This window comes from Lysinibacillus xylanilyticus (assembly GCF_001708185.1).
GTDB classification, from domain to species: Bacteria; Bacillota; Bacilli; order Bacillales_A; family Planococcaceae; genus Lysinibacillus; species Lysinibacillus xylanilyticus_A.
On the sequence record NZ_MDDN01000001.1, the window covers coordinates 94600 to 116454 of the forward strand.

The window sequence follows — 21855 nt, forward strand, 5'->3', positions numbered from 1 at the left end:
AAGAATCTTTAATTCAAGCAATTTACTTGGATTATTGAAAAGTTTATCGTATAGTAAAATCTCATCACATCTAAAGGAGATTTTTCACGATGACTATAACAAAAAGTTATTTAAATAGAGTTATGCACGAACGTAAATCGATTCGTAAATATGAGGAAAACTATAAAATCCCACAAGCAGAATTAGAAGAATTACTTGTAGAGGCAACAACAGCTCCATCATCAAGCAATTTACAGCCTTGGCGCTTTCTAGTGATCCAAGATGAGGCAGTAAAAAAAAAATTACGTTCAATTGCTAATAACCAGGAGCAAGTGGAAACTGCCTCTGCCATCATTGCGGTTTTAGGCGATACTGCAATGTACAAAAATGTAGAGGAAGTCTACACAAAAAATTTCGAACTTGGCTATATGGATGAAGCAACAAAAAATATGATGATTGAAAATTCATTAAAGCTTTATTCAAACCTTCCTAAAGAAGTTTTAAAAAATATAGCTACATTTGATGCAGGCTTAATTTCTATGCAAATCATGCTTTTAGCAAAGGATATGGGCTATGATACAGTAACAATGGGTGGCTTCAATAAAGAGGCTTTTGCGCAACGCTTTGATTTAACAGAAAATCTAGTGCCAATCGTCTTAATTGCCATCGGAAAAGCTGCAGCACCAGCTCACGGCTCATCTCGTCTAGCACTAAATGACATTGCAAAATTCATTTAATCGAAAGATAGAAATTGTACAAATTGTTTTCTTTTAGAATAAATATGATACACTAAATATAGAATAAAAAAGACTGGATGCGTCAACATCCAGTCAAAACAGCAACAATCATGCCGCACCATAGCGGCTGACCAAGTTAAAGTTATAGCAATAGTCACCTTACTTAGCCGGCAGGGTGGCTATTTCTTTTTATTTTGTGAGACAATAATACTAAGCATCAGAGTAAGTACTGCAATTAGCAAAAGGCTACACTGTACAATCAAACTGAATGCTTCAAATACTGTCATCCGCCTCACCCCCTTTCAAAAGGGAGTTCAGCCGCCACCTGCATTATGAATTGTTGCTATTGTTAGTCTAACAATTTTATGAAATATATTCTATTGAAAATCCTCAAAAAAATCAATTTCACCTTGGGTTTCATGAGCATGAATCCCGCTTTACGTAATTAATCTAAAACAACACGCACAAGTATCCCTGTACATTAATTTAAGCCTGCAATTTAGCTAATGACTCTTTCAAAAGCTGTATTTCAGACAGTGACAAGGTAACGCCCTTTCCCATCTTTGTATGATCCTCCGACCAATCTCTAATATCGTATTTCGGTTCACGACCATTCCAGCTAATTAAATTCAATTCTTTTTTCCAGCCTTTATTGCCTTCCGATAATACCGCAATTGTTTTAATAATTTCGTATTTAATTTCTGCCATTTACATTCCTCCTTATGGTATCTGTAATAAGAACTATATCTTGAAATAATAGGATGATCAAACGTGACAACACTTTAAATAATTGCACTTCCTAAAAAACGTGAAATCTGTATTCAATGTTCTTCCGTTATATGATTAGGTGTGATGATTAACCATTTTTTATCCATCCTAATTAAATTAGAATGCGCAGATTTACGCTACGGGCTACTCGCTTTCCCGCGGGAAGCTTTGCTCTGCGACGAAAGCGAAGCGGCAGGAGCACTCGAGTAGCCCTACGCTACAATCAGTTGAAAATAAAAATATATTCCACAATAGCAAAAATAGGATCATCACCATAACGCGTGGTTGATTTCCGTTCCGACTGGGCGCTTTGTAGCTGTCGCTTTGCTTTCGCTACAGATAAAACATTTGCCGCTGACGCTTCGCTTTCGCGCAGATAAAACATTGTTGCTGTCGCTTCGCTTTCGCACAGATAAAACATTGTTGCTGTCGCTTCGCTTTCGCACAGATAAAACATTTGCCGCTGACGCTTCGCTTTCGCGCAGAGCTTCCTGGGGGCGTCCGATGAGCCGCTTGGGCCAACACGATGTTGGTCACGAAGGCGTTATCACAGGATGTGATGCTCTTAGCCTTCGTTCCTCTATGTGCTCGCTCCAGGGTCTCGGGCCAACATGATGTTTTTTGCGCGAAAGCGAAGCGACAGCAGCATGATGTTGGTTACGAAGGCGTTATCACAGGACGTGATGCTCTTAGCCTTCGTTCCTCTACCGCTAATCCCCAAGGAGTCGCCCAGTCTCCACTCCAATCAACTAATATACAAAGCATACGTCTTAACAAATGTCATCCACAACTTTTGGTGATGAGCCACAAAAAATCTTTTTGCTCAATAATAAACCTATTTTTTCCTAATCAACACGATTGTTCTATTATCAAATTAATTCTTCAATCCGTGTACCTTCCTTGGCTCCCATAACGTCGTATATCCGTTCATTATTGAATAATCATATAAATCCACAAGCTTTTTATTTTCATATGTATTAAAATAAGTTGGTTCTCTCACAATTGACACTAAATTGTGATTTCTTTCGAGCATCGACTCTAAATAAAAACGAGCCGTGATTTTGTCGCTTTTTTGTAAATTACAATCATTACATGCCAACACTAAATTCCATAAATTATCATTTTGAACAAAACTCCACGGAATGAAGTGGTCGACGTGCGTTTTTCTGCGATTAGTTGATAAATCACAGTTACAATAGAAACATCGATTTTGTTCAAATTGGGTAAGGACTTTGTAAAATGTCTCTAAAGAACTACGCTTTGATATTACCTCTATTTTTGAGAGTAAAGCCATTGTACTTGTGGCTTCATTCACTTTTTCAAGATATTTGACTAAATGATAATTTGTTAGATTTATTAAAATTCGTTGATACTTTTTCATGAATTGATAGACAGGATTGTTGAAACGAAAATGTGCTTGTTTGATGTCAAATTCATAGAATATCCCCGCTGTATCTCCGTAAAATGCGCCGATTACGTTTTGCTTGCAGTCACGTTTCACTTCATTGACGATTTTTAGTTGCAAAGAATCTATAAGTTGATCGAATTGCCATTCAGAAGGAATAGCGTTGTCATTTGCATATTTTTGCAAAATGGTTTGGGCACGAGCCGGTTTATTTTTATTAGAAGATTGCACTAGATTATGATGGATTACTAAATTCCAATAAATATTTGTGAACGAATAAAATATTTGATTGTAGCTAAGTCCTAGCTTATCGTCTACATTGTATAAATTTTCGAGTAATGCTTTGAAAAACACATACTTATAAGAAGTTGACACTGATGAACGATAGTAAAAATTATTCAGATGTTGCCAAATCTGATGTTCCGTTACATATTGTTCACGTATTTCACCAACCTTTAAATCATGAGACATACTCTTCTTACTCCCTCACTTCAATTAAATAAATACCTTGAGCAAATCCTCCGCGTTGTTTTTTCTTCTGTGTTCGTATCTGTTCCAATTGTTCATAAGATACACCGTACATATGTATAGCTGCATGGACTAATTCCAAAATATCCGCAAGTTCCTCAACGGCCTCTTTTTGACAAGCTGCCTCGTTAAATTCTAATGCCTCCTCTTGCATTTTCACTTTTATTTCTTTTAAGTGTTCGCTGGAATCTAACATCCTTATACTACATGTTTTTCCCCCTGCTTCAATTACTTGTGGGATCAAATCACGTACTAATTTATTGTATACAGGCATTTTTACTGCCTCCTCTTAATATAAGATTATTTCCCGTATTTCTGCCGAATCGTTTGAATAAGTTGTTTCTTTTTTGCTCTGGATATTTGTCTACAGTCAAAACTAATCACTATAAATATAAACAACCTCCCCCTAATCTTTCATCTCAAGTAAACGGACAAAATCCAAAATGATTCTTCAAAACTATTATACCAATATTTCCAAGGATATTTTTTTCATTTTTTTATTATTATTTGAACATTCATTATTTAACAATTATTTTTAAAAGATATTCTAGGACTAATGTTATATTTCTACTAAATTTAACATTTAAACCATTCTAGATTTAACACTTTTGACTTGTTATGATAAGGAGGAAATTTTTTGAAAGGAGGTTTTCTAATGAGCTATGAGGCTACTGAGTATAATGATGCAACCCTGGATATGTTTATAGCCATTTTTCTCTTAACTTTTCTTGTCTTAGCACTAGCAGGCTATATTTTTAACGCGCTAATTTATTATAAGGCATCTGAAAAAAATGGCTTTAGTGATGTAGCTTATATTGCTTGGATTCCAATTGTAAATATATATAGTCTTTTTCTTTTGACTGCCAATGGCGATGATGATAAAGCAATACGTGCAGCAGCGTTAAAACCTACCCTGATTTTTACGGGATTAATATTACTTTTATTTCTCATCCCTTTAATAGGCCTGATTTCACTCCCTATCATGTTTTGTTTATGGATTTATTATTCTTATCGCTTACTGTATCGCTGGTCTGGTGATACAGGTAAAGCCGTACTTTACACCGTTTTATCGTTGATCACAGGCGGATTATTCCATGCTATTTATGGCTTAATGCATATGAATCAACCTTTCAAAGCGTAGCCTAAAGTATCAATTTCACCTTAGCGTAGTTACTGCTGCCGCTTCGTTAACACTTTGCTTACGCTACTTGCTGAATGAAGAAAAAATACATCGCAAAACCTCTTCACGTCTATCAAGGACTGTGAAGAGGTTTTCACTTCATACATGTTGGATGTATATTTTTTTGGATTTTGCAGTATCACCATTTCAAATATTGGGAGGTGATTTGGTCCCTAGCTCCTGTGATGTCCATCTATTCCCAAAGATTAAGTTGAACCACACATTTTTAACCAATTTCGAGCATATGATGTACTCTTCCATATGTTCATTTCAATATTGCTTGAATCCAAAGTAAAAAACAAAAATTATTTAAAATGATTCTTCACCACTAGTTTTCCATTAATTCCATTTTTTTTTTGCAATTCAATCATTTTTTTATCAAAAAATTATTATCAAAATAGCATATATCCTCAATCAAAATAGTACAAATGTATCGTTACCAATAAACACCCGATATTTTTCACTGTAGATTTAACACTTTAGTATTGTTATTATTATGAAGTATTTTTTAGAAAGGAGGTTTACTTATGTACGATTCTTATAATAGCAATGATATCGATGCGGCCATAGGTGGTTTGTTTCTTATTTTTATGTTAATTTGCATCGTGGTGGGTCTTGTAGGCTATATTATTAGTTCTCTTATTTATTATAATGCATCTAAAACAAATGGCTTTAGTGATGTAGCTTATATTGCTTGGATTCCTATTATTAACGTTTATAGCCTATTTTTATTAACTGCTACGGGTGATGATGATGCAACAGTTCGTGCAAACGCCAAAAAGAATGTTTTAATTTATGCTGGATTACTACTTGTTTCATTTATTCCGTTTATTGGTATAATTGCTTCTTTTGGTCTTATTGGCTATGCCTTGTATTTCATGTATCGACTCTTTTATCGTTGGTCAGGTGAAACCGGAAGAGCAGTACTTTATATTATTTTAACGGTTATTACTTTCGGGTTATTCTATTGTATCTATGGCTTAATGAGAATGAATAAACCATTCGTTGCATAATTACTGATGCACCTTTAAAGTGAGATTTTAATCGGTGGGGATTCTTCATCCCCACCGATTATTAGTTTTCACCCTCCTTTGCTTTCGCTGCATTTTGTGGTGGGCGTTTTATACGTGGCGCTTCGCATTCGTTACAGATCAATTACTGCCTGTTAATGTATGACAAAAAACTCTTTTAAAGGTTTTGAACTTATTTATACGATCGTGTCACCTGAACGTTAGAAAAGACTTCTCTTTAAACTCCGCGCTTAATCCATCGATACCCTAGTACTACCTACACCTATTCAAAAAAAGCTCAGCTTCTCTCTACGCGTCTACCTCAACAAGTGTATCAATATCGCCCTTCTCTCTCGCAACTAAATGATTGGTTGCAAGGCTTACTACAATAGCTACTGCAAAGTTAAAAATAACAGCAATCATTCCTGTGCTGATGTCATTAATTACGTGTGGGATGTTCGGGAAAAAGTCAATTAGTTTATGTGATGTTATAGCACTATATAGTACGATTCCTACACCGGTAAAAATTCCTGCCATTGCACCGATTTTGTTAAGTATGTGATTTTTATAGAAACTAAACAGGAGTGCTGGGAAAAGTTGTGTGATTAAGCTGTATGACATAATGTTTAAGATTGCTAATGCATCCCCTCCAGTAATCGTGAAAATGAATGCAACCAATATTATAGCGAACACAAATATTTTTGAAGCAAATAACTGTTGGCGATCTGTTGCCTTAGGTTTCACAAGCTTGTAAAATCCAGTCATTAATCCGATTGAAGCAGACATTAACATCACTGATGCGGGTACTAAAGCAGTTAATAACCCAGCAGCACCGACAACGCCTACTATCCATGGATCAAATGTTTGAATCGTTAATCGGAGTAATGATAAATCTCCTTCAGCCCCTTGTAATCCTGGAATCTCTACAATGGCTGCAAAACCAATGAAAAATGCGAATAAGAGTAATAGAGTATACAAAGGTAAGGTAATGGCATTTTTCTTCAATGCTTTTGCACTCTTAGATGAAAATAATACTGAAAAACTGGTTGGTAATAAATAGAATCCAAAAGCATTTAATAAAATAGTTGAGACAAACCAAGAAATACTTAAACCAGAACTAGCGAGAGTTAAGCTTTCCGGTTTTATTTTTTCTACAGCTTCAAATAGAGGTTGTATGCCTCCAAAATAATGGTATGGAATATAAATTCCTAAAAATACAATGACGCCTAATATCATGATATCCTTTAATACTGCTGTCCAAGCAGAGCCATGGATACCCGAAATAGTAACATAAATTGTAATAATTATAGCACCAATAGTACTAGCCATAATTGGGCTAATCCCTCCATAGGAAGCCTCCGAAACAATAATACCTAACCCTTTTAATTGTATAACTAAATATGGAATCAATGCGATAGCACCCAAAAACGATACAACTAATCCTAATATCGGACTTTTATATTGGGAAGCAAAATATTCTGGTTGAGAAATTATATGATGATCTTTAGCATAGTTCCAAATCTTTGGTGCAATCCAATAAGATAAAACATATGCTAAACAAATATATGCGGGTACATAAAAAGCAGCGGCTCCATTCGAATAAGCCCAACCACTACCACCAAGGAATGTAAAAGTAGTATAAACTTCTCCTGCAATTAGTAGGAAAATGAATAATGTCCCAAAACCCTTATTACCAACAGCAAATTCATCGACATTCATTTTTTTTCCACGTGTTGCTAGTATACCAAGGAAAAGAGCAATCAATGCAAATGCAAAGATTATCAGTAAAGCTATATTCATTATTCATCGCCTCCTTGGTTTTCAGGATCCAATTTATACACAATCGCTAACACTAATGACGATAATATCATCCATAAAGTAATCCAGAACAGGAGAAACGGTAAACCAAAAATATACGGCTCTATTTTATTTGCAAAGGGCAAACATAAGCACATTCCAACAAACGGTATCAACAATAACAGTTTAATGTTTTTCATATAAGCCTCCTTGGAATTTCTTTTTATCGTCCAAAAAAGTAGTGTTACCCTCAGTTTAACGAACATAATCCTGGAAATTCGGAGTTCAAATACCGATTCATAATGTATAAATATCTTTTCTACGGATACGATCTTTATAAGTTGTAGCAGCCCCATTTTTTCGATTTTCGTAAAGATCTTCAAGAGATAGTTCAGCTGTAACAACTGTACTTGATTTACTTGTAGTTTCTGCAATTACGCCATTTTTTGTCCAAGGTAAGTCAGCAGGTCCTATAATGGCGGTGGTCCCAAATCCGTTTTGAATGGGTCCTTGGATTTCGCCAATCGTAGGGCAATGAACGACATAAAGTTGGTTTTCAATACTTCGTGCATGAGCACAATGACGAACTCTCCAGAAACCATATTCAGAGAACGTATAGGAAGGGCAAAAGATAATATCTGCACCTTTTTGACTATATATATGTGCAATTTCTGGAATCTCTATTTCATAGCATATGGCAATACCAAATGTTACTGGTCCAATTTTGAAAACTTCTAATTCATCTCCCTCTATAGTGTTGCAAGCAGATTCAGCAGGAAAAATATGTGTCTTCCGATGTTTTAATACATTGCCATTACCATCAAAGATATAAGTCGTATTGTAATTTCCTTTATTGGTCGGTTCAATTGTAGAACCTGCAATAATAATCTGTTTTCTTTGTTGTGAAAGATTATTAAAAAATTCAAGGTAGTCATCTAAAAAGAAACCTAATTTCTCATGATCTTTTTCTGTGAATTGATTGTAATTGTTATAAGTTGTTAGTAAAGACATGGTGAATAACTCTGGTAAGAGTACATAATCACTTGTAAGTGGCACATCATTGAATGCATGTAAAACTCGATCTTTAAAGGTAGAGAAATGATCAACTTTTTGCAATTCAAATTGACAGCTTGAAATTTTTATTGTCATAAGAGCCCCCAGCCTCATTCCTATATTTTCGTTTTAGAGCGTTCGAAAAGAATATCACCATCTAGTATTGTTAATTCGACTTGAATTTCTTTTAAATCTTGTGGAAGGGTTTTCAAAATACTGCGATCAAGTACAATCATATCTGCTAATTTACCGGGTTCTAAACTACCCTTTATATCCTCTTCAAAACTTGCGTATGCACCGTTATAGGTATATAGACGAATGGCTTCGAGAACATCTATTTTTTGTCTTTCACCAAATGAAGTTCCATTGGCAGTGAGCCGATTGACCGCTGCGTGAATGCCAATAAAAGGATTGTAGGTTGTAACTGGTGAGTCTGACCCAGCAGCTGCAATAATTCCTTGATCAATAAAGTCTCGTGCAGGGTACATAAAGTCCGTACGTTCACCGTAATTCGTTAAATAACTTTCACCAAATTCATATGGGAATGGTGGATTAGGTATTGGAATCATCTTTAACTCTTTCATTCGTTGCTGTAAATCAGGACTTGAAATTCCAGCATGTTCAATGCGATGTCTATGGTTTTCACGAGGATTTTCTTTTAAAGCGCGTTTTACAACATTCAAATACGATTCAATTGCTTGATCACCTTGTGCATGTACAGTAATTTGATAGCCTAATTCATGTGCTTTACCAAGTACTTCATAAATTTCATCCTCGGTGTAATATAAGATTCCATGATCGTCAGGATTACTTGTATAACCTTCACGGGTAGCAATAGTCGGGCCAGTACTACTCCCATCTGTAAACAATTTAGCAGGACCCACTTTAAAGAATTCATTTCCAGTTCCAGTTAATACCCCAGATTCCATCATATTTAATGTGAACTGCCTACAGTCATTTAAAATAGCAATCATCGCATAGACACGAATTTTCAAGTCTCCTTTTTGGGAGGCTAATTGTAATATTCGGTAACTTTCTTTTGTAAACGTTCCTGCTTCATGAATACTTGTAATGCCACCTTTTAAGAAATGTTGCTGTGCGATTTGAATGGCTTGATAAACTTCTTCATTTGAATAAGATGCACACTCATTAAACTGCATATATGCAGTTTCGATCAATCGTCCAGTGCGTTGACCTTTTGCATTTCTTTCAATTAAACCTCCTTGAGGATCAGGAGTTGTTTCGTCAATACCTGCTAGACGTAAAGCAACCGAATTGACAATTCCGATGTGACAGCAAGTACGGGTAATGACAATCGGGTGGTCGATCGTAATGTTGTCCAATTCTTCAAGAGTCGGATATCGTTTTTCCTTCACCGTTCGTTCATTGAAACCGCTAGCGCGAATCCACTGCCCCTTTGGTGTAGTAGCAGCTTTGTCTTTTAAAGCAGTCAAAATCGCATCTATGGAATCCAACCCAGGCTCTTTACAGCTGATACTGAGATGAAAAGTACCATACGTGACCAAATGTAAGTGAGCATCAATAATTCCAGGTAGAATGGACTTTCCTTCCAAGTCAATTACTTGTGTAGAATCACCAATTAATTCTTTAATCTCCTCATTCGAACCAACTGCTACTATTTTGTTATCAGAAATCGCTAAAGCCTCTCGGATAGAATCTTGTCCATCTACAGTAATTACTTCACCATTTAAAAAAGCAATATTAGCTTTCATATAGATCCTCCTTGTTATATAAATTGAATATTCAGAAAATATTAATTGTGTTGCACTATTCATTTATTTTACTAAAAATAGATTGTCTTTTATTTTTACAAAAGGTAATTAATTTTACTTTTTTTTAGACAAAAGGTTAAAAGGGTTATTTCTACGTAACTATCAAACAACCTATCAAATACCACCACTTTTTTGAAAAAGAACTAAATAACAGAAAAAATATGCTATATTATAGTTAGAAAATTTAGAATTTCTATTTTTTAAAACAAAGGGGTTGGATGATTGTGTATGAAAATATTTTAAGACACCCAGGACCTACACCTATTCCGAAAAAGGTCCAGCTTGCGATGAATCAAGATATTATTAGTCATCGCAGCAATGAATTTGTGGATCTTTACCGTGAAACAATCGAATTAGTGAAACCTATTTTCGGGACAAAACAGGACATTTTACTACTTCCCTCAGGCGGTACAGCTGCTTTAGAGGCTGCAGCTGTTAATACTGTTTCTGCTGGTGAAGATGTTGTTGTAATCACTGTTGGGGCGTTCGGAGACTATTTCGTTTCGATTTGTGAGAAATACGGTTTTCATGTACATAAGCTTGAAAAAGATTGGGGGCAAGCTTGCACAGCTAACGAGCTACGAGAATTCTTGCAGCCGTTAAAAGATATTAAAGCTGTTTTTATAACTTACAATGAAACTTCGACTGGTATCTTAAACCCAATTGCTGAATTAGCACAAGTTGTTCGTGAGGAAACGGATGCATTATGTATTGTCGATGGTGTAAGTTGCATTGGTGGATCTCCTGCTGAAATGGATGCCTGGGGAATCGATATTCTTGTTACTGGATCTCAAAAAGCGATGATGCTACCTCCTGGACTTTCTCTAGTCAGTGTTAGTGAAAGAGCTTGGAAAGTCATTGAAGAAAATAAAGCACCGTCCTATTATTTGAATTTATTGAGCTATCGTAGCTGGGCAGCACAAGGGATGACCCCAAATACGCCTACGATTACACTAATATATGGTCTTCACGAGGTATGTAAGCTTATAGTGGAAGAAGGTGGCATAGATAAAACTGTTGCCCGCCATGAATTAATGAAAAACATGGTGCGAAATGCTATGAATGCACTTCATATTGAACTTCTTACTACGGATGAGCATGCCTCTCCAACCATTACAGCAATTATGGCACCTAAAGGCATTGCACTTGGCGATTTCTTGTCACATTTAAAGCGACAATATCATTTGGATTTCGCTGGAGGCCTCGGTCATTTACAAGGTAAAATTTTCAGATTCGGTCACATGGGCTATTGTTTCCCAAGCGATATTCTACAGGCCATTTCTTTAATGGAAGCTGCACTTCAAGACTTTGAATACGACTTTGAGCCAGGTGCAGGTGTACAGGCAGCACAAGAAGTATTTTTAACCGCTCAGCGAAAACAATTGCAACGATAAAGCTTTGACGAAATGAAAACCTCCAAATCTTTGTATGGATTTGGAGGTTTGATTATTATTTTTACAGGCTGAAAAATTCTCTCGCATTTGTCCGTCATCATAATGAAGGATTGATTTCCGTTTCATTGTAAGAGAACGATACACCTAAGTAAAATCGAAATTTCAGCCAATACTACACAGCAAGATCGACTGAATAATCTTTTACAGCGTGAATTATGCAAATGAGTACATTTTCAAAAGCTAAAAGTGTTATACTAATAAGCACGTTATAAATTGAGGAGTTAGACAGTATGAAATATTTTAAACCACAAATGCAGCAACTTGTGAAAGAAAACCGTGAATTACATGATCGCCTAAAAGAGTTAATGTCCGAAATGGATTTGCAAAAAAATTATGCTTTAAAAGCTCTATATCACGCTGAAGTAGCGGACGGTGGACGCTATCAGCAAGATTATCAAGCGTTGGATTATTTATATAAATAACAGCAAAAACACTTCGAACAATTCCCATTAAACAAAATAAAAAGGCAGAATCCACTCTTTTGATTAAAATGAAAGCTCTCACTCAACCATACCAAAGGAGCGTATCTGTCTAATGAATAGATTAACAAATCAACAAAGGGTTTATTAAGTGGCAATTGCCGTTTTACTTTCCAACGATGTGATGTTTTGAATAAATTTGCGATCAAATTTTTAAAAGTAATAAACGCAAGAATGTTGATTCCGATAGCATTCTTGCGTTTTCTCATTAACTAACTACCTTAATCATTAGTTCTTCCTACTCGCACTACCTTTGCCATGTATTCCTCACGCATTTCCTCCGGCACCATACTGCCACCTGTTGCCCATACAATATGGGTAGCTTGCTCCATCTTTTCAACTAAATCATGCTTTTCTAAATAATTTTGTCCATTTTTCATTAACTGAATGGGTCCGAACATCCCTGCATGTGCAGATGGCTCTAAAAATAGTCCTTCCGAATTCATAGCCAATCCAAGTGACGTAAACAATTCTTCATCTTTCACTGTATAACAGCCACTAATATACGTTTCCATCACTTTTCCTACGAATTTTGAAGCACGACCTACAGCAAGACCATCCGCTTCGGTTTTATTATCAAGACCGATATCTTCTACGCTGATTTCATCATGTAAGCCTGTCATCAAGCCCATTGTCATACAAGGGGATGCTACTGGCTCAGCGAAGAAAATATGGGCGTGTTCTCCAAAAATTTCACGGATGCCGTACGCAACCCCACCTGGTCCCCCTCCTACACCACACGGTAAATAAACGAACAATGGATGCGCATTATCCACTGTAATGTTCGTCTTTTCAAATTGTGTTTTTAAACGCTTTGCTGCCACCGCATAGCCTGCAAATAAGTCTTTTGAATTCTCATCATCAATGAAATGACACATAGGATCTTGTTCAGCCTCTCGGCGACCTTGTTCAACAGCCACGCTATAATCGGCCTCATATTCAATAACTGTCGCACCTTTTTCTCGTAGTAAGGCTTTCTTCCACTCTTTTGCGTCACTCGACATATGTACAACGACATTAAAGCCGAGTTTTTTGCCCATAATGCCGATACTCAGTCCTAAATTACCAGTAGAACCTACGGCAATTGTGTACTGCTGGAAGAACGTTTGAAAATCTTCTGTGGCCAACACCGCATAATTATCTTCTATTGTTAGCCTTCCACTAGCAATCGCAAGCCGTTCTGCATGTCTTAATACTTCAAAAATACCACCACGAGCTTTAATGGAGCCTGAGATTGGCAAAGCATGATCGCATTTTAAGATAAATTGACCTGGTATTAGAAGATCAAATTCCTTCTCAAGTGCTTTCTTGATCAATGGTATTTCTTGAATAGATGATTCAATGAGTCCTTTACTTTCCAAAAGCTCTGGGAATGCTACAGTTAAATAGGAAGAAAAACGTTTAAGTGTCTCTTCTGCCTCCCCGACTTCCTCCATTGAAAAAAGATTTGTACTCGCCTTTTTTTCCCAATTTGTATTTTCCCAAAGCACAGTATCCTTATTTGCTAACTCATTTAGTCTCGGAAATTGATTTAATAGTTCGTGTTTTAGTTTATTTTTCATCTTCAGATGCCTCCATTTTTTGGGCTGAAATTGCTCGTTCACAAATTTGTCGAAATTTCAATTCGAACGAAATATTGTTTTCTTGCGTTCGTTTTTTAGGTCCCCTCGTACGTCCACCAGCACGTCTAATCTTTTGTCCAACATGGCGCATATCGAGCAAACGTTCGATATTTTCATCGGACATTTCTCGTCCATTTTGATCAATTGGATACCCCCCTCTTGCCAAAACCATTGCTGCTAAACCGTAATCCTGTGTAATGACAATATCATGCTTTGAAAGCGCATTCACTAGCGTGAAATCAACCGAATCTGGTCCTTTGGGAACCATAATTGTTATTACATTATCACGTTCAATACGGTGAGATGTATCGCAAAACAAGATTGTTTCCATCTCAAACTCAGATGATATAGATAGCGCTAAATCCACTACTGGACAGGCATCAGCGTCAATTAAAACCTTCACAATAAAGCATCATTCCTTTCTCATAATTAGATCAATCAAGCAGTTGGTTGTTATTTAAATATAATAATTTTTCAATTTCCCTTGCTCATTTTTTCACAAACTCAAGGTCTTTGTATAAAGTATTTTATTGAATAGTTTGAAAAATAGATATACGATACAACTATCAACTAACTGGAGGTTTTTTACTATGACAATTACAACTGTTAGCAACGAACAATTAGCCAAAGAATACGTAGATGGCGTATTCGAGCAATTAAAACAACAGAACAGTCATCAAGCGGAGTTCTTACAAGCTGCTGAAGAAATTTTCATTTCATTAGTGCCTGTATTTGTACAACACCCTGAATATATTAAAGCTAATATCTTATCTCGTATCATTGAGCCAGACCGCATCATTTCCTTCCGTGTTGCTTGGCAAGATGATAACAACCAAGTTCAAGTAAACCGTGGTTATCGTGTACAATACAGCAACGTAATGGGACCATATAAAGGTGGTCTTCGCTTCCACCCTTCCGTTAACGAATCAATTATCAAATTCTTAGGCTTTGAACAAATCTTTAAAAATGCTTTAACAGGCCAACCAATCGGTGGTGGTAAAGGTGGTTCAAACTTCGATCCTAAAGGTAAATCAAACTCTGAAATCATGCGCTTCTGTCAAGCATTCATGACTGAATTATACCGCCATATTGGTCCAGATGTCGATGTTCCTGCTGGTGATATCGGAGTTGGAGCTCGAGAAGTAGGTTATTTATGGGGTCAATACAAGCGTTTAACACATGCAAGCGAATCTGGTGTATTAACTGGTAAAACTCCTGGATACGGTGGTTCTTTGGCTCGTAAAGAGGCAACAGGTTATGGCACAGTATATTTTGTAAACGAAATGCTAAAAGATGCCAATGATTCATTCGAAGGTAAAACAGTTGTAGTTTCTGGCTCTGGTAACGTTTCAACATATGCAATTGAAAAAGCACAAGCTTACGGTGCAAAAGTTGTTGCTTGCTCCGACTCTTCAGGCTACGTTTACGATCCAGATGGTTTAGATCTTGAAGCAATTAAAGAAATTAAAGAAGTAAAAGGCGATCGTATTTCAACTTACGTAAACTATCGTCCAGATGCAACATATACAGAAGGTTGCACAGGTATTTGGACTATTCCTTGTGATATCGCGCTTCCATGTGCTACTCAAAACGAAATTAACGGTGAATCAGCTCGCACATTAATTTCTAATGGTGTAAAAGCGATTGGTGAAGGAGCTAACATGCCATCTGATCTTGAAGCAATTAACGAATTCTTAGACGCTGGCGTTTTATTCGGACCTGCTAAAGCTGCTAACGCGGGCGGTGTTGCTGTATCTGCTCTTGAAATGGCGCAAGATTCTAGCCGTGTATTCTGGTCATTTGAAAAAGTAGATGCTAAATTACATCAAATTATGAAAGATATTTACGCGGACAGTAAAGCAGCTGCTGAAAAATACGGTTACCCTGGGAACCTAGTAGTAGGCGCGAACATTGCCGGCTTCGTAAAAGTAGCAGATGGTATGCTAGCTGAAGGCGTATATTAATAACATTCTTTTTTCATTCAACTCCACCTAAGATGGTAGCGAACATTCGTTATCATCTTGTTTTTTTAGTATAAAGAAAGGTAATAAACATAAAAACAACTACAAAAACGAACATTTTTATTATTAAATATTTAAAATATTCGTGTTATAATAATGGAGTACTATGAAATATTGGAGGGTTTTTTGTGGAATTATTGTATACAGGTAAAACGAAAAATGTGTTCAAATTAGAAGATGGTCACTACTTATTAAAATTCAAAGATGATGTAACTGGTGAAAACGGCGTATTCGACCCTGGTGCTAACACTGTAGGCTTAACAATCGATGGTGCAGGACTTGCTGGACTTCGCTTAACTTCTTATTTCTACTCAAAATTAAACGAACAAGGTGTGCCTACTCACTATGTTGATGCAAACTTCGAGGATGCAACAATGACAGTAAAACCTGCTACAGTTTTCGGAAAAGGCTTAGAGGTTATTTGCCGCTTCAAAGCAGTTGGCTCTTTCCTTCGTCGCTATGGTGCTTACGTAAAAGAAGGACAAGATTTAGATTCTTTCGTAGAAGTTACCATCAAAGATGACGATCGCCTTGATCCTCCTATTTCTGAAGATGCATTAGCAATGTTAAATCTGTTATCACGCGAAGAGTATGCAATTTTAAAGCAACGTACAATTGAAATTGCTAAATTTGTTGCTGCAGAGCTTGCAAAAAAAGGATTAACACTGTACGACATCAAATTAGAATTTGGCCGCGATGCGAAAACAAATGAAATTTTATTAATAGATGAAATTTCTGGCGGAAATATGCGTGCTTACAAAGGCGAACAATATATCGAGCCTTTAGAACTAGAAAAAATTATGCTTGCTGAATAAAAATAATACATTCATGAAATTCAAAATTAGCCTTGTTAATCTACTATTAACAAGGCTATTTTAATGCTTCAACAAAAGACCGGTTCACTTGTAGCCTGTGGCGGAAATAAGGGTTCTTGAATGGATAAAAATGTGTAATCAACACACCTGACAGAATGATTGACTTTTAATGTTTGAGTACCCTTTTTTAATAAAAAAAATAATTTTTTTTGAAACTTTTCATTAGCATAGCCGTATACTAACTATACGCATAATGCAATTTTCTATTCTTTTGGAGGTAGTTTAATGGAAAACTATAATGACACACCACAGGCGAGGACAAAACTAAATCCATTTCTATCAGCTTGGATACACCCTAAACAAACTGCACGTTATATGATTGATGAAAAATCAATTGGATTTGCGATTCTTATTATGTCAATTGGCTATATCGGTTCTTCGTTATCAGGGCTTATAGATAAAGAAGCTATATCAGATTTTTCTCCTTGGTTTATGGCACTACTTTGTGTGATATTTGCACCAATTGCAGGGATTATCGGTACAGGTTTCTCAACGCTAATATTTTGGCTGTTTGGTAAGATTTTCAACGGGACTAGTACATTCACAGATTTATTTAAAGCTTTAAGTTTACCTGCTATCCCATTCATCGTTCTTCTACCACTTTACTTAATTTGGCTAATTACATCCCCTGAAACGTTAATGAACACTAGCTCTACCGAAACAATACCTTGGTTATTATTAATAACTGGTTTTATTAGCTTTGTTCTAGCAATCTGGTCATTAGTTATCACAGTAGGTGTTGTGGCAGAAGCTCATCAATTTGAAATTTGGAAAGCGATATTGACTGTTATTATCCCTTCTATTATTCTGTCCATTGTTTTCGTAGTTTTGGTTTTCATTATTATATTTGGCATAATCGGTATTAGTATGATGTAAAAAAATCTCCCCTCTCAATAACGAGAGTGGGAGATTTACTTTTTAAATTGAGCAATTATTAAACTGAAAGTACTGTATTTTGTTGGAATAGTTCTGATACACCTGACTCAACAGCAGCACCACTTACAGCACGTGAAACAATTGCAACTACCCGCTCATCTAATGATTTAGGCACGATATATTCCTCTGTTAATTCCTCGTCACTTACAAGGGATGCAATCGCTTCAACTGCGGCTAACTTCATCGCTTCATTAATATCCGTTGCTCGCACATCCAATGTCCCACGGAAAATACCAGGGAAAGCAAGCACATTGTTAATTTGGTTTGGATAATCTGAGCGTCCCGTTCCCATTACACGTACACCCCACGCTTTAGCATTTTCATACTTAATTTCTGGATTTGGATTTGCTAGTGCAAACACGACTGGATCTTCATTCATAGAAGCAATATGCGCTTCTGTTAATAAATTTGCAACTGATACACCGATAAAGACATCAGCACCCAGTAGGGCATCCTCCAATGTTCCATGCAATTTTTCTGGATTTGTTAAATGGGCAACCGTTTCTTTAATTGGATTCATCCCTTCAGCGCGCCCTTCATAAATAAGACCTTTTGTATCACACATATAAATATTTTTATAACCCATTTGCACAAGAATACGTAAAATAGCAATCCCCGCTGCGCCTGCGCCGTTAATGACAACCTTCATTGTTGCCACATCTTTTTTTACAATACGATTAGCATTAATCATCCCTGCACCTACGACAATCGCCGTCCCATGCTGATCATCATGGAACACCGGAATATCACATTCTTGGCGGAGACGATCTTCAATTTCAAAGCATCTTGGTGCTGAAATATCTTCTAAATTTACAGCACCAAAAGTTGGAGCAAGCGCCTTCACAATGCTGACGATTTCATCCGTATTCTTCGTATCTAAACAAATAGGAAAAGCATCAACATTGGCAAAACGCTTTAATAAAATCGCCTTCCCCTCCATTACTGGTAATGCTGCCTTCGGACCGATATCTCCTAAACCTAGTACCGCAGTACCATCTGAAACAACTGCCACCATATTTCCTTTCATAGTATAGTCGTAAACAAGTGATGGATTTCTTTCAATCTCTATACAAGGTGCAGCTACCCCTGGAGAATATGCAAGACTTAGATCATAGGAATCTTGCACAGGTACCTTTGAAATCACCTCTAATTTTCCACAATAATGCTCGTGCATTTCTAAAGCCTTTTTCATAACATCCATTCAATCCCATCCTTTTCTTATGAATTATTATATATTTTAGAATCATAATACTTTGTGAAAGCAAAGTCAACGAATTTTCTGTCAATTTTATTTTTCATTAGAAATAAAGGCATTTACTATCGAAAATACCACTTTTTCATCTTGTTATTACTTTCACAATCAATTATTTCAATATAATTGATTAATTGGTTTCCATCTAAAAAAATGTACACATATCGCCATTCAGGCTGTTCAACTTTTCACATAGTATTTTTCTTATGTAAAAGAGAAATTTTTCACAAACTAATGTAAGCGCATCCATTATTACATCTAGCTTCGTCACATTTTCTTCACATTTTTTCACAAAGCTTTTTATTATTTCATTCTAACTAACAAAAAAGAGCCCTTATATAAAGGACTCTTGCCTAAATTGGTTGATAAAAGCGGTGATAATATGTTTGGAAGACCACTGTTCCCCTGATACTTTAGTAATCGGATAATCACGAACAAAGATTGCTTTAGTGATTTCTTCTACTGAATAACCTTTATTAAACAATTGCTTGACATTACCCTCCATGTCTTCTAAATAAGCTATTTTTTCTTGTATTTTTGCTCGACCATCCGCTATATAGCCTGCATGACAGCAATACACTTCCTCAAAATCATAGTTTAATATTTTCTTTAAAGACGCCAAGGTATGTACGATATTTTCTTCATCAAGGACAACCTTTGTTTTCGTCTGTATATACAAATCGCCTGTAAACATAGCACCTGTTTTACGATTGTAAAATGATACATGATCTGTTGTGTGTCCCGGTGTTGCAATAACGTCCCATGTTGCTGTATTCGTTTGCAATGTATCGCCAAATGGTTGCGCTACAAAAGCCGGTCGTTCTCCCCATAATGCCTGTCGATAAATTGGATAGTCTCCATCCTCTGCACAAATACTAACCGAATCACGATGAACAAAGATTGGTACACCCTTATGCTGTTGAATCCATGCTGCATTTCCTGCATGATCCTCATGGGAATGTGTCAGTGCCACTTGTTCAATCGGTATCTCGTTAAAAAAGGATTGGAACTCCTGTGTCAGTGAGTAAGAACCTGTATCAATTAATAACCCATCGACAAAAAAGCAATAAACACTCAATCCAAAACCATCAACTGCTACTTTACCATGTGAACATTGCACATCTCGATTTCGTTGAATTTCTATACTTTTCTCTCGTTTAAACATCATTTTTCCTCCTTCCCCCTTTGTAAAAAGAGTGTAACACAAAATGAATAGTCAGTCATTTTAAGAGTACATAACAATTCGCATCGAAAGATGATTACTATTAAAACTTTCAGTATTACTAGAGAGACCATAGCATCGTATTTTACAATCATAAAAAAGTCCATCTTGCTGAGCGGAGGGTAAAATCCACATATATTGTTTCATAATTGCTCGTTCTGGCGTGCTATCCACGATTTTGGTGAGTCTATCCACGATTTTGACGGTTCTATCCACGATTTGGGCGGTGCTATCCACGACTTTGACGCTTCTATCCACGACTTTGGATTTTTATCCGTCGCTTTAACGATTCTATCCGTCTCCTTGGCTCTTCTTTCCGTCGCTTCGGCTTTTCTTTCCGTCGCTCTGATTCTATCTGTCACCTTGGCTCTTATTTCCGTCGCTCTTCTCTTTCTTTCCGTCGCTCTGATTCTATCTGTCACCTTGGCTCCTCTTTCCGTCGCTCTTACCTTTCTTTCCGTCACTCTTGTCTTTCTTTCCGTCACTTCGGCTTTTCTTTTCGTCGCTCTTGCCTTTCTTTCCGTCACTCTTATCTTTCTTTCCGTCGCTCTGATCTCTATCCGTCACTCTTGCCTTTCTTTCCGTCGCTTTTGCTTTTCTTCCCGTCGCTCTGATTCTATCCGTCACCTTCGCTCTTCTTTCCATCGCTCTTGCCTTTCTTTCCGTCGCTCTGATTTCTATCCGTCACTTTGGCTCTTCTTTCCGTCGCTCTTGCCTTTCTTTCCGTCGCTTCGGCTTTTCTTTCCGTCGCTCTGTTTTCTATCCGTCGCTTCGGCTCTTCTTTCCGTCGCTCTTGCCTTTCTTTCCGTCACTTCGGCTTTTCTTTCCGTCGCTCTGATTTCTATCCGTCACCTTAGCTCTCACTCCCCTTTCCACTCCAATAAAAACAAAAAAACGCCCACCGAAGTGAGCGTTTCGTCTTTAATCAATTATTCATTTGTCCCTTTTTCTACATCATATTCTGTAATCCAGTCACTAAAGCTGCCTACATACAGTTGAATATTTTCATAACCTTCATCTGCTAGCACTGCATACAATGGTGATGCTGTAACACCGCTGCCACAATAAACAACTACGTGCTCGTCGCGTGCAACTTTGCTACGTAACGCATCATTGGCTTGCAATTGACCATCGGATTTTAATTGCTCCCAGTCAAAGTTTTTCGCCGTTGGAATATGCCCAGCTACTTTATCAAGAGGCTCTATTTCACCACGGTAGCGAACTGCTGCACGCGCATCTAACAACGTCGCATTTACCTCTCCATCTACAATGGCTTTTACCGCTTGACGTGGAGCATACAATTCATCTTGCCAAGTAAATTCAATCGTAGTTGGTGGGTATTTAATAATATCTTTTGTGAACGATATCTTTTCCTCAAGAGCGGGTGCACCGCCATTCACAATCACTACATTCGGAAAGCCTGCATACGTCAGCATCCACCAAGCACGTGGTGCAAATGGTGCAGCTCCTTGATCGTAAACAACAATTTGGTCTTCATAGCGTAACCCTAATCCTTGAAATACGGCCGCTAGCTTTTCCTTGTTTGGCATTGGATGACGACCATTGTTGGACTCCATATCTGACAGCTCTTGCTCTAAATCAATATAAATTGCTCCTGGTGCATGCCCTTCTTCAAATGCTTTTTTACCTGCTTCTTTGTCTTGTAAATCAAAGCGAGCATCTACGAAACGGGCTCCGTCTAATTGAATTTCCTCAACTAATTTGAATACTTTTCCCAAGTGAA

General features: G+C 36.9%; 25 protein-coding genes. 8 read left to right on the forward strand and 17 right to left on the reverse strand.

All coding sequences use genetic code 11. The features are described 5' to 3' along the window. The first annotated feature begins 89 nt into the window (after positions 1 to 89). On the forward strand, positions 90 to 716 hold the full coding sequence (locus tag BFJ97_RS00480; protein ID WP_068982701.1) for a nitroreductase family protein: 627 nt from the start codon (positions 90 to 92) through the stop codon (positions 714 to 716). A 179-nt stretch (positions 717 to 895) separates the two neighbouring features. On the opposite strand, the gene BFJ97_RS25575 is transcribed toward BFJ97_RS00480, so the two are convergent. From BFJ97_RS25575 to BFJ97_RS00500, 5 genes are all read right to left on the reverse strand, one after another. Further along, on the reverse strand, positions 896 to 1003 hold the full coding sequence (locus tag BFJ97_RS25575; protein WP_220443510.1) for a putative holin-like toxin: 108 nt from the start codon (positions 1001 to 1003) through the stop codon (positions 896 to 898). Between the two features lie 199 nt (positions 1004 to 1202). After that, a complete protein-coding gene (locus tag BFJ97_RS00485) occupies positions 1203 to 1424 on the reverse strand; it encodes a YdbC family protein (protein ID WP_068982702.1) in 222 nt (73 codons plus the stop codon). Between the two features lie 283 nt (positions 1425 to 1707). Further along, a complete protein-coding gene (locus BFJ97_RS00490) occupies positions 1708 to 1941 on the reverse strand; it encodes a hypothetical protein (protein WP_068982703.1) in 234 nt (77 codons plus the stop codon). A 417-nt stretch (positions 1942 to 2358) separates the two neighbouring features. Further along, entirely contained in the window at positions 2359 to 3360 is a 1002-nt protein-coding gene (locus BFJ97_RS00495) for an HNH endonuclease signature motif containing protein (RefSeq protein WP_068982704.1), read from the reverse strand. A 7-nt stretch (positions 3361 to 3367) separates the two neighbouring features. Beyond that, positions 3368 to 3691 (reverse strand): nucleoside triphosphate pyrophosphohydrolase, encoded by a 324-nt coding sequence (locus BFJ97_RS00500; RefSeq protein WP_068982705.1) that lies wholly within the window; start codon positions 3689 to 3691, stop codon positions 3368 to 3370. Between the two features lie 363 nt (positions 3692 to 4054). Between BFJ97_RS00500 and BFJ97_RS00505 the strand changes: the two genes are divergently transcribed. After that, positions 4055 to 4558, forward strand: coding sequence for a hypothetical protein (locus BFJ97_RS00505; RefSeq protein ID WP_254660088.1), 504 nt, complete (start codon positions 4055 to 4057; stop codon positions 4556 to 4558). 566 nt (positions 4559 to 5124) lie between these two features. After that, the gene (locus tag BFJ97_RS00510) at positions 5125 to 5610 is read left to right on the forward strand and encodes a hypothetical protein (RefSeq protein ID WP_068982707.1); all 486 of its coding nucleotides are present in this window, start codon (positions 5125 to 5127) and stop codon (positions 5608 to 5610) included. Positions 5611 to 5916: 306 nt separating this feature from the next. On the opposite strand, the gene BFJ97_RS00515 is transcribed toward BFJ97_RS00510, so the two are convergent. From BFJ97_RS00515 to BFJ97_RS00530, 4 genes are all read right to left on the reverse strand, one after another. After that, positions 5917 to 7407 (reverse strand): sodium:solute symporter family protein, encoded by a 1491-nt coding sequence (locus BFJ97_RS00515; protein ID WP_068982708.1) that lies wholly within the window; start codon positions 7405 to 7407, stop codon positions 5917 to 5919. Continuing rightward, positions 7407 to 7604, reverse strand: coding sequence for a DUF3311 domain-containing protein (locus tag BFJ97_RS00520; RefSeq protein WP_068982709.1), 198 nt, complete (start codon positions 7602 to 7604; stop codon positions 7407 to 7409). The genes BFJ97_RS00515 and BFJ97_RS00520 overlap by 1 nt, the downstream gene beginning before the upstream one ends. A 97-nt stretch (positions 7605 to 7701) precedes the next feature. Then, a complete protein-coding gene (locus BFJ97_RS00525) occupies positions 7702 to 8553 on the reverse strand; it encodes a nitrilase-related carbon-nitrogen hydrolase (protein ID WP_068982710.1) in 852 nt (283 codons plus the stop codon). A gap of 20 nt (positions 8554 to 8573) precedes the next feature. After that, complete coding sequence (locus BFJ97_RS00530; RefSeq protein ID WP_068982711.1) at positions 8574 to 10190, reverse strand: amidohydrolase; 1617 nt, start codon at positions 10188 to 10190, stop codon at positions 8574 to 8576. A gap of 284 nt (positions 10191 to 10474) precedes the next feature. Between BFJ97_RS00530 and BFJ97_RS00535 the strand changes: the two genes are divergently transcribed. After that, complete coding sequence (locus BFJ97_RS00535) at positions 10475 to 11644, forward strand: pyridoxal-phosphate-dependent aminotransferase family protein (RefSeq protein WP_083226905.1); 1170 nt, start codon at positions 10475 to 10477, stop codon at positions 11642 to 11644. A gap of 290 nt (positions 11645 to 11934) precedes the next feature. Continuing rightward, a complete protein-coding gene (locus BFJ97_RS00540; RefSeq protein ID WP_049666523.1) occupies positions 11935 to 12126 on the forward strand; it encodes a hypothetical protein in 192 nt (63 codons plus the stop codon). 278 nt (positions 12127 to 12404) lie between these two features. On the opposite strand, the gene BFJ97_RS00545 is transcribed toward BFJ97_RS00540, so the two are convergent. Both BFJ97_RS00545 and BFJ97_RS00550 read right to left on the reverse strand, forming a co-directional pair. Next, positions 12405 to 13745 carry a D-serine ammonia-lyase gene (locus BFJ97_RS00545; protein ID WP_068982713.1) on the reverse strand — a complete coding sequence of 447 codons (1341 nt, stop codon included), beginning with the start codon at positions 13743 to 13745 and terminating at the stop codon, positions 12405 to 12407. Further along, positions 13735 to 14208 carry a YaiI/YqxD family protein gene (locus BFJ97_RS00550; protein WP_068982714.1) on the reverse strand — a complete coding sequence of 158 codons (474 nt, stop codon included), beginning with the start codon at positions 14206 to 14208 and terminating at the stop codon, positions 13735 to 13737. The genes BFJ97_RS00545 and BFJ97_RS00550 overlap by 11 nt, the downstream gene beginning before the upstream one ends. Positions 14209 to 14395: 187 nt before the next feature. On the opposite strand from BFJ97_RS00550, the gene gdhA reads away from it, so the two are divergent. The 3 genes from gdhA to BFJ97_RS00565 all read left to right on the forward strand — a co-directional run bounded on the left by gdhA (position 14396) and on the right by BFJ97_RS00565 (position 17577). After that, on the forward strand, positions 14396 to 15769 hold the full coding sequence (gene gdhA, locus BFJ97_RS00555; RefSeq protein ID WP_068982715.1) for an NADP-specific glutamate dehydrogenase: 1374 nt from the start codon (positions 14396 to 14398) through the stop codon (positions 15767 to 15769). 185 nt (positions 15770 to 15954) lie between these two features. Then, positions 15955 to 16641, forward strand: a complete 687-nt coding sequence (locus BFJ97_RS00560) for a phosphoribosylaminoimidazolesuccinocarboxamide synthase (protein ID WP_068982716.1) — start codon at positions 15955 to 15957, stop codon at positions 16639 to 16641. 285 nt (positions 16642 to 16926) lie between these two features. After that, entirely contained in the window at positions 16927 to 17577 is a 651-nt protein-coding gene (locus BFJ97_RS00565; protein ID WP_068982717.1) for a Yip1 family protein, read from the forward strand. Positions 17578 to 17635: 58 nt separating this feature from the next. Here BFJ97_RS00565 and BFJ97_RS00570 read toward each other — a convergent pair whose 3' ends face one another. The 6 genes from BFJ97_RS00570 to BFJ97_RS00590 all read right to left on the reverse strand — a co-directional run bounded on the left by BFJ97_RS00570 (position 17636) and on the right by BFJ97_RS00590 (position 21850). Beyond that, positions 17636 to 18838 carry an NAD(P)-dependent malic enzyme gene (locus BFJ97_RS00570; RefSeq protein ID WP_068982718.1) on the reverse strand — a complete coding sequence of 401 codons (1203 nt, stop codon included), beginning with the start codon at positions 18836 to 18838 and terminating at the stop codon, positions 17636 to 17638. A gap of 385 nt (positions 18839 to 19223) precedes the next feature. Further along, complete coding sequence (locus BFJ97_RS00575; protein WP_068982719.1) at positions 19224 to 20057, reverse strand: MBL fold metallo-hydrolase; 834 nt, start codon at positions 20055 to 20057, stop codon at positions 19224 to 19226. A gap of 197 nt (positions 20058 to 20254) precedes the next feature. Then, positions 20255 to 20533 (reverse strand): hypothetical protein, encoded by a 279-nt coding sequence (locus BFJ97_RS00580; protein ID WP_068982720.1) that lies wholly within the window; start codon positions 20531 to 20533, stop codon positions 20255 to 20257. Continuing rightward, complete coding sequence (locus BFJ97_RS25000) at positions 20523 to 20756, reverse strand: hypothetical protein (protein WP_068982721.1); 234 nt, start codon at positions 20754 to 20756, stop codon at positions 20523 to 20525. Before BFJ97_RS25000 ends, BFJ97_RS00580 begins: the two co-directional genes overlap by 11 nt. A gap of 32 nt (positions 20757 to 20788) precedes the next feature. Further along, positions 20789 to 20923, reverse strand: coding sequence for a hypothetical protein (locus BFJ97_RS25360; RefSeq protein WP_302621777.1), 135 nt, complete (start codon positions 20921 to 20923; stop codon positions 20789 to 20791). A 117-nt stretch (positions 20924 to 21040) separates the two neighbouring features. Then, positions 21041 to 21850 carry a sulfurtransferase gene (locus BFJ97_RS00590; RefSeq protein ID WP_068982722.1) on the reverse strand — a complete coding sequence of 270 codons (810 nt, stop codon included), beginning with the start codon at positions 21848 to 21850 and terminating at the stop codon, positions 21041 to 21043. Positions 21851 to 21855 lie beyond the last annotated feature (5 nt).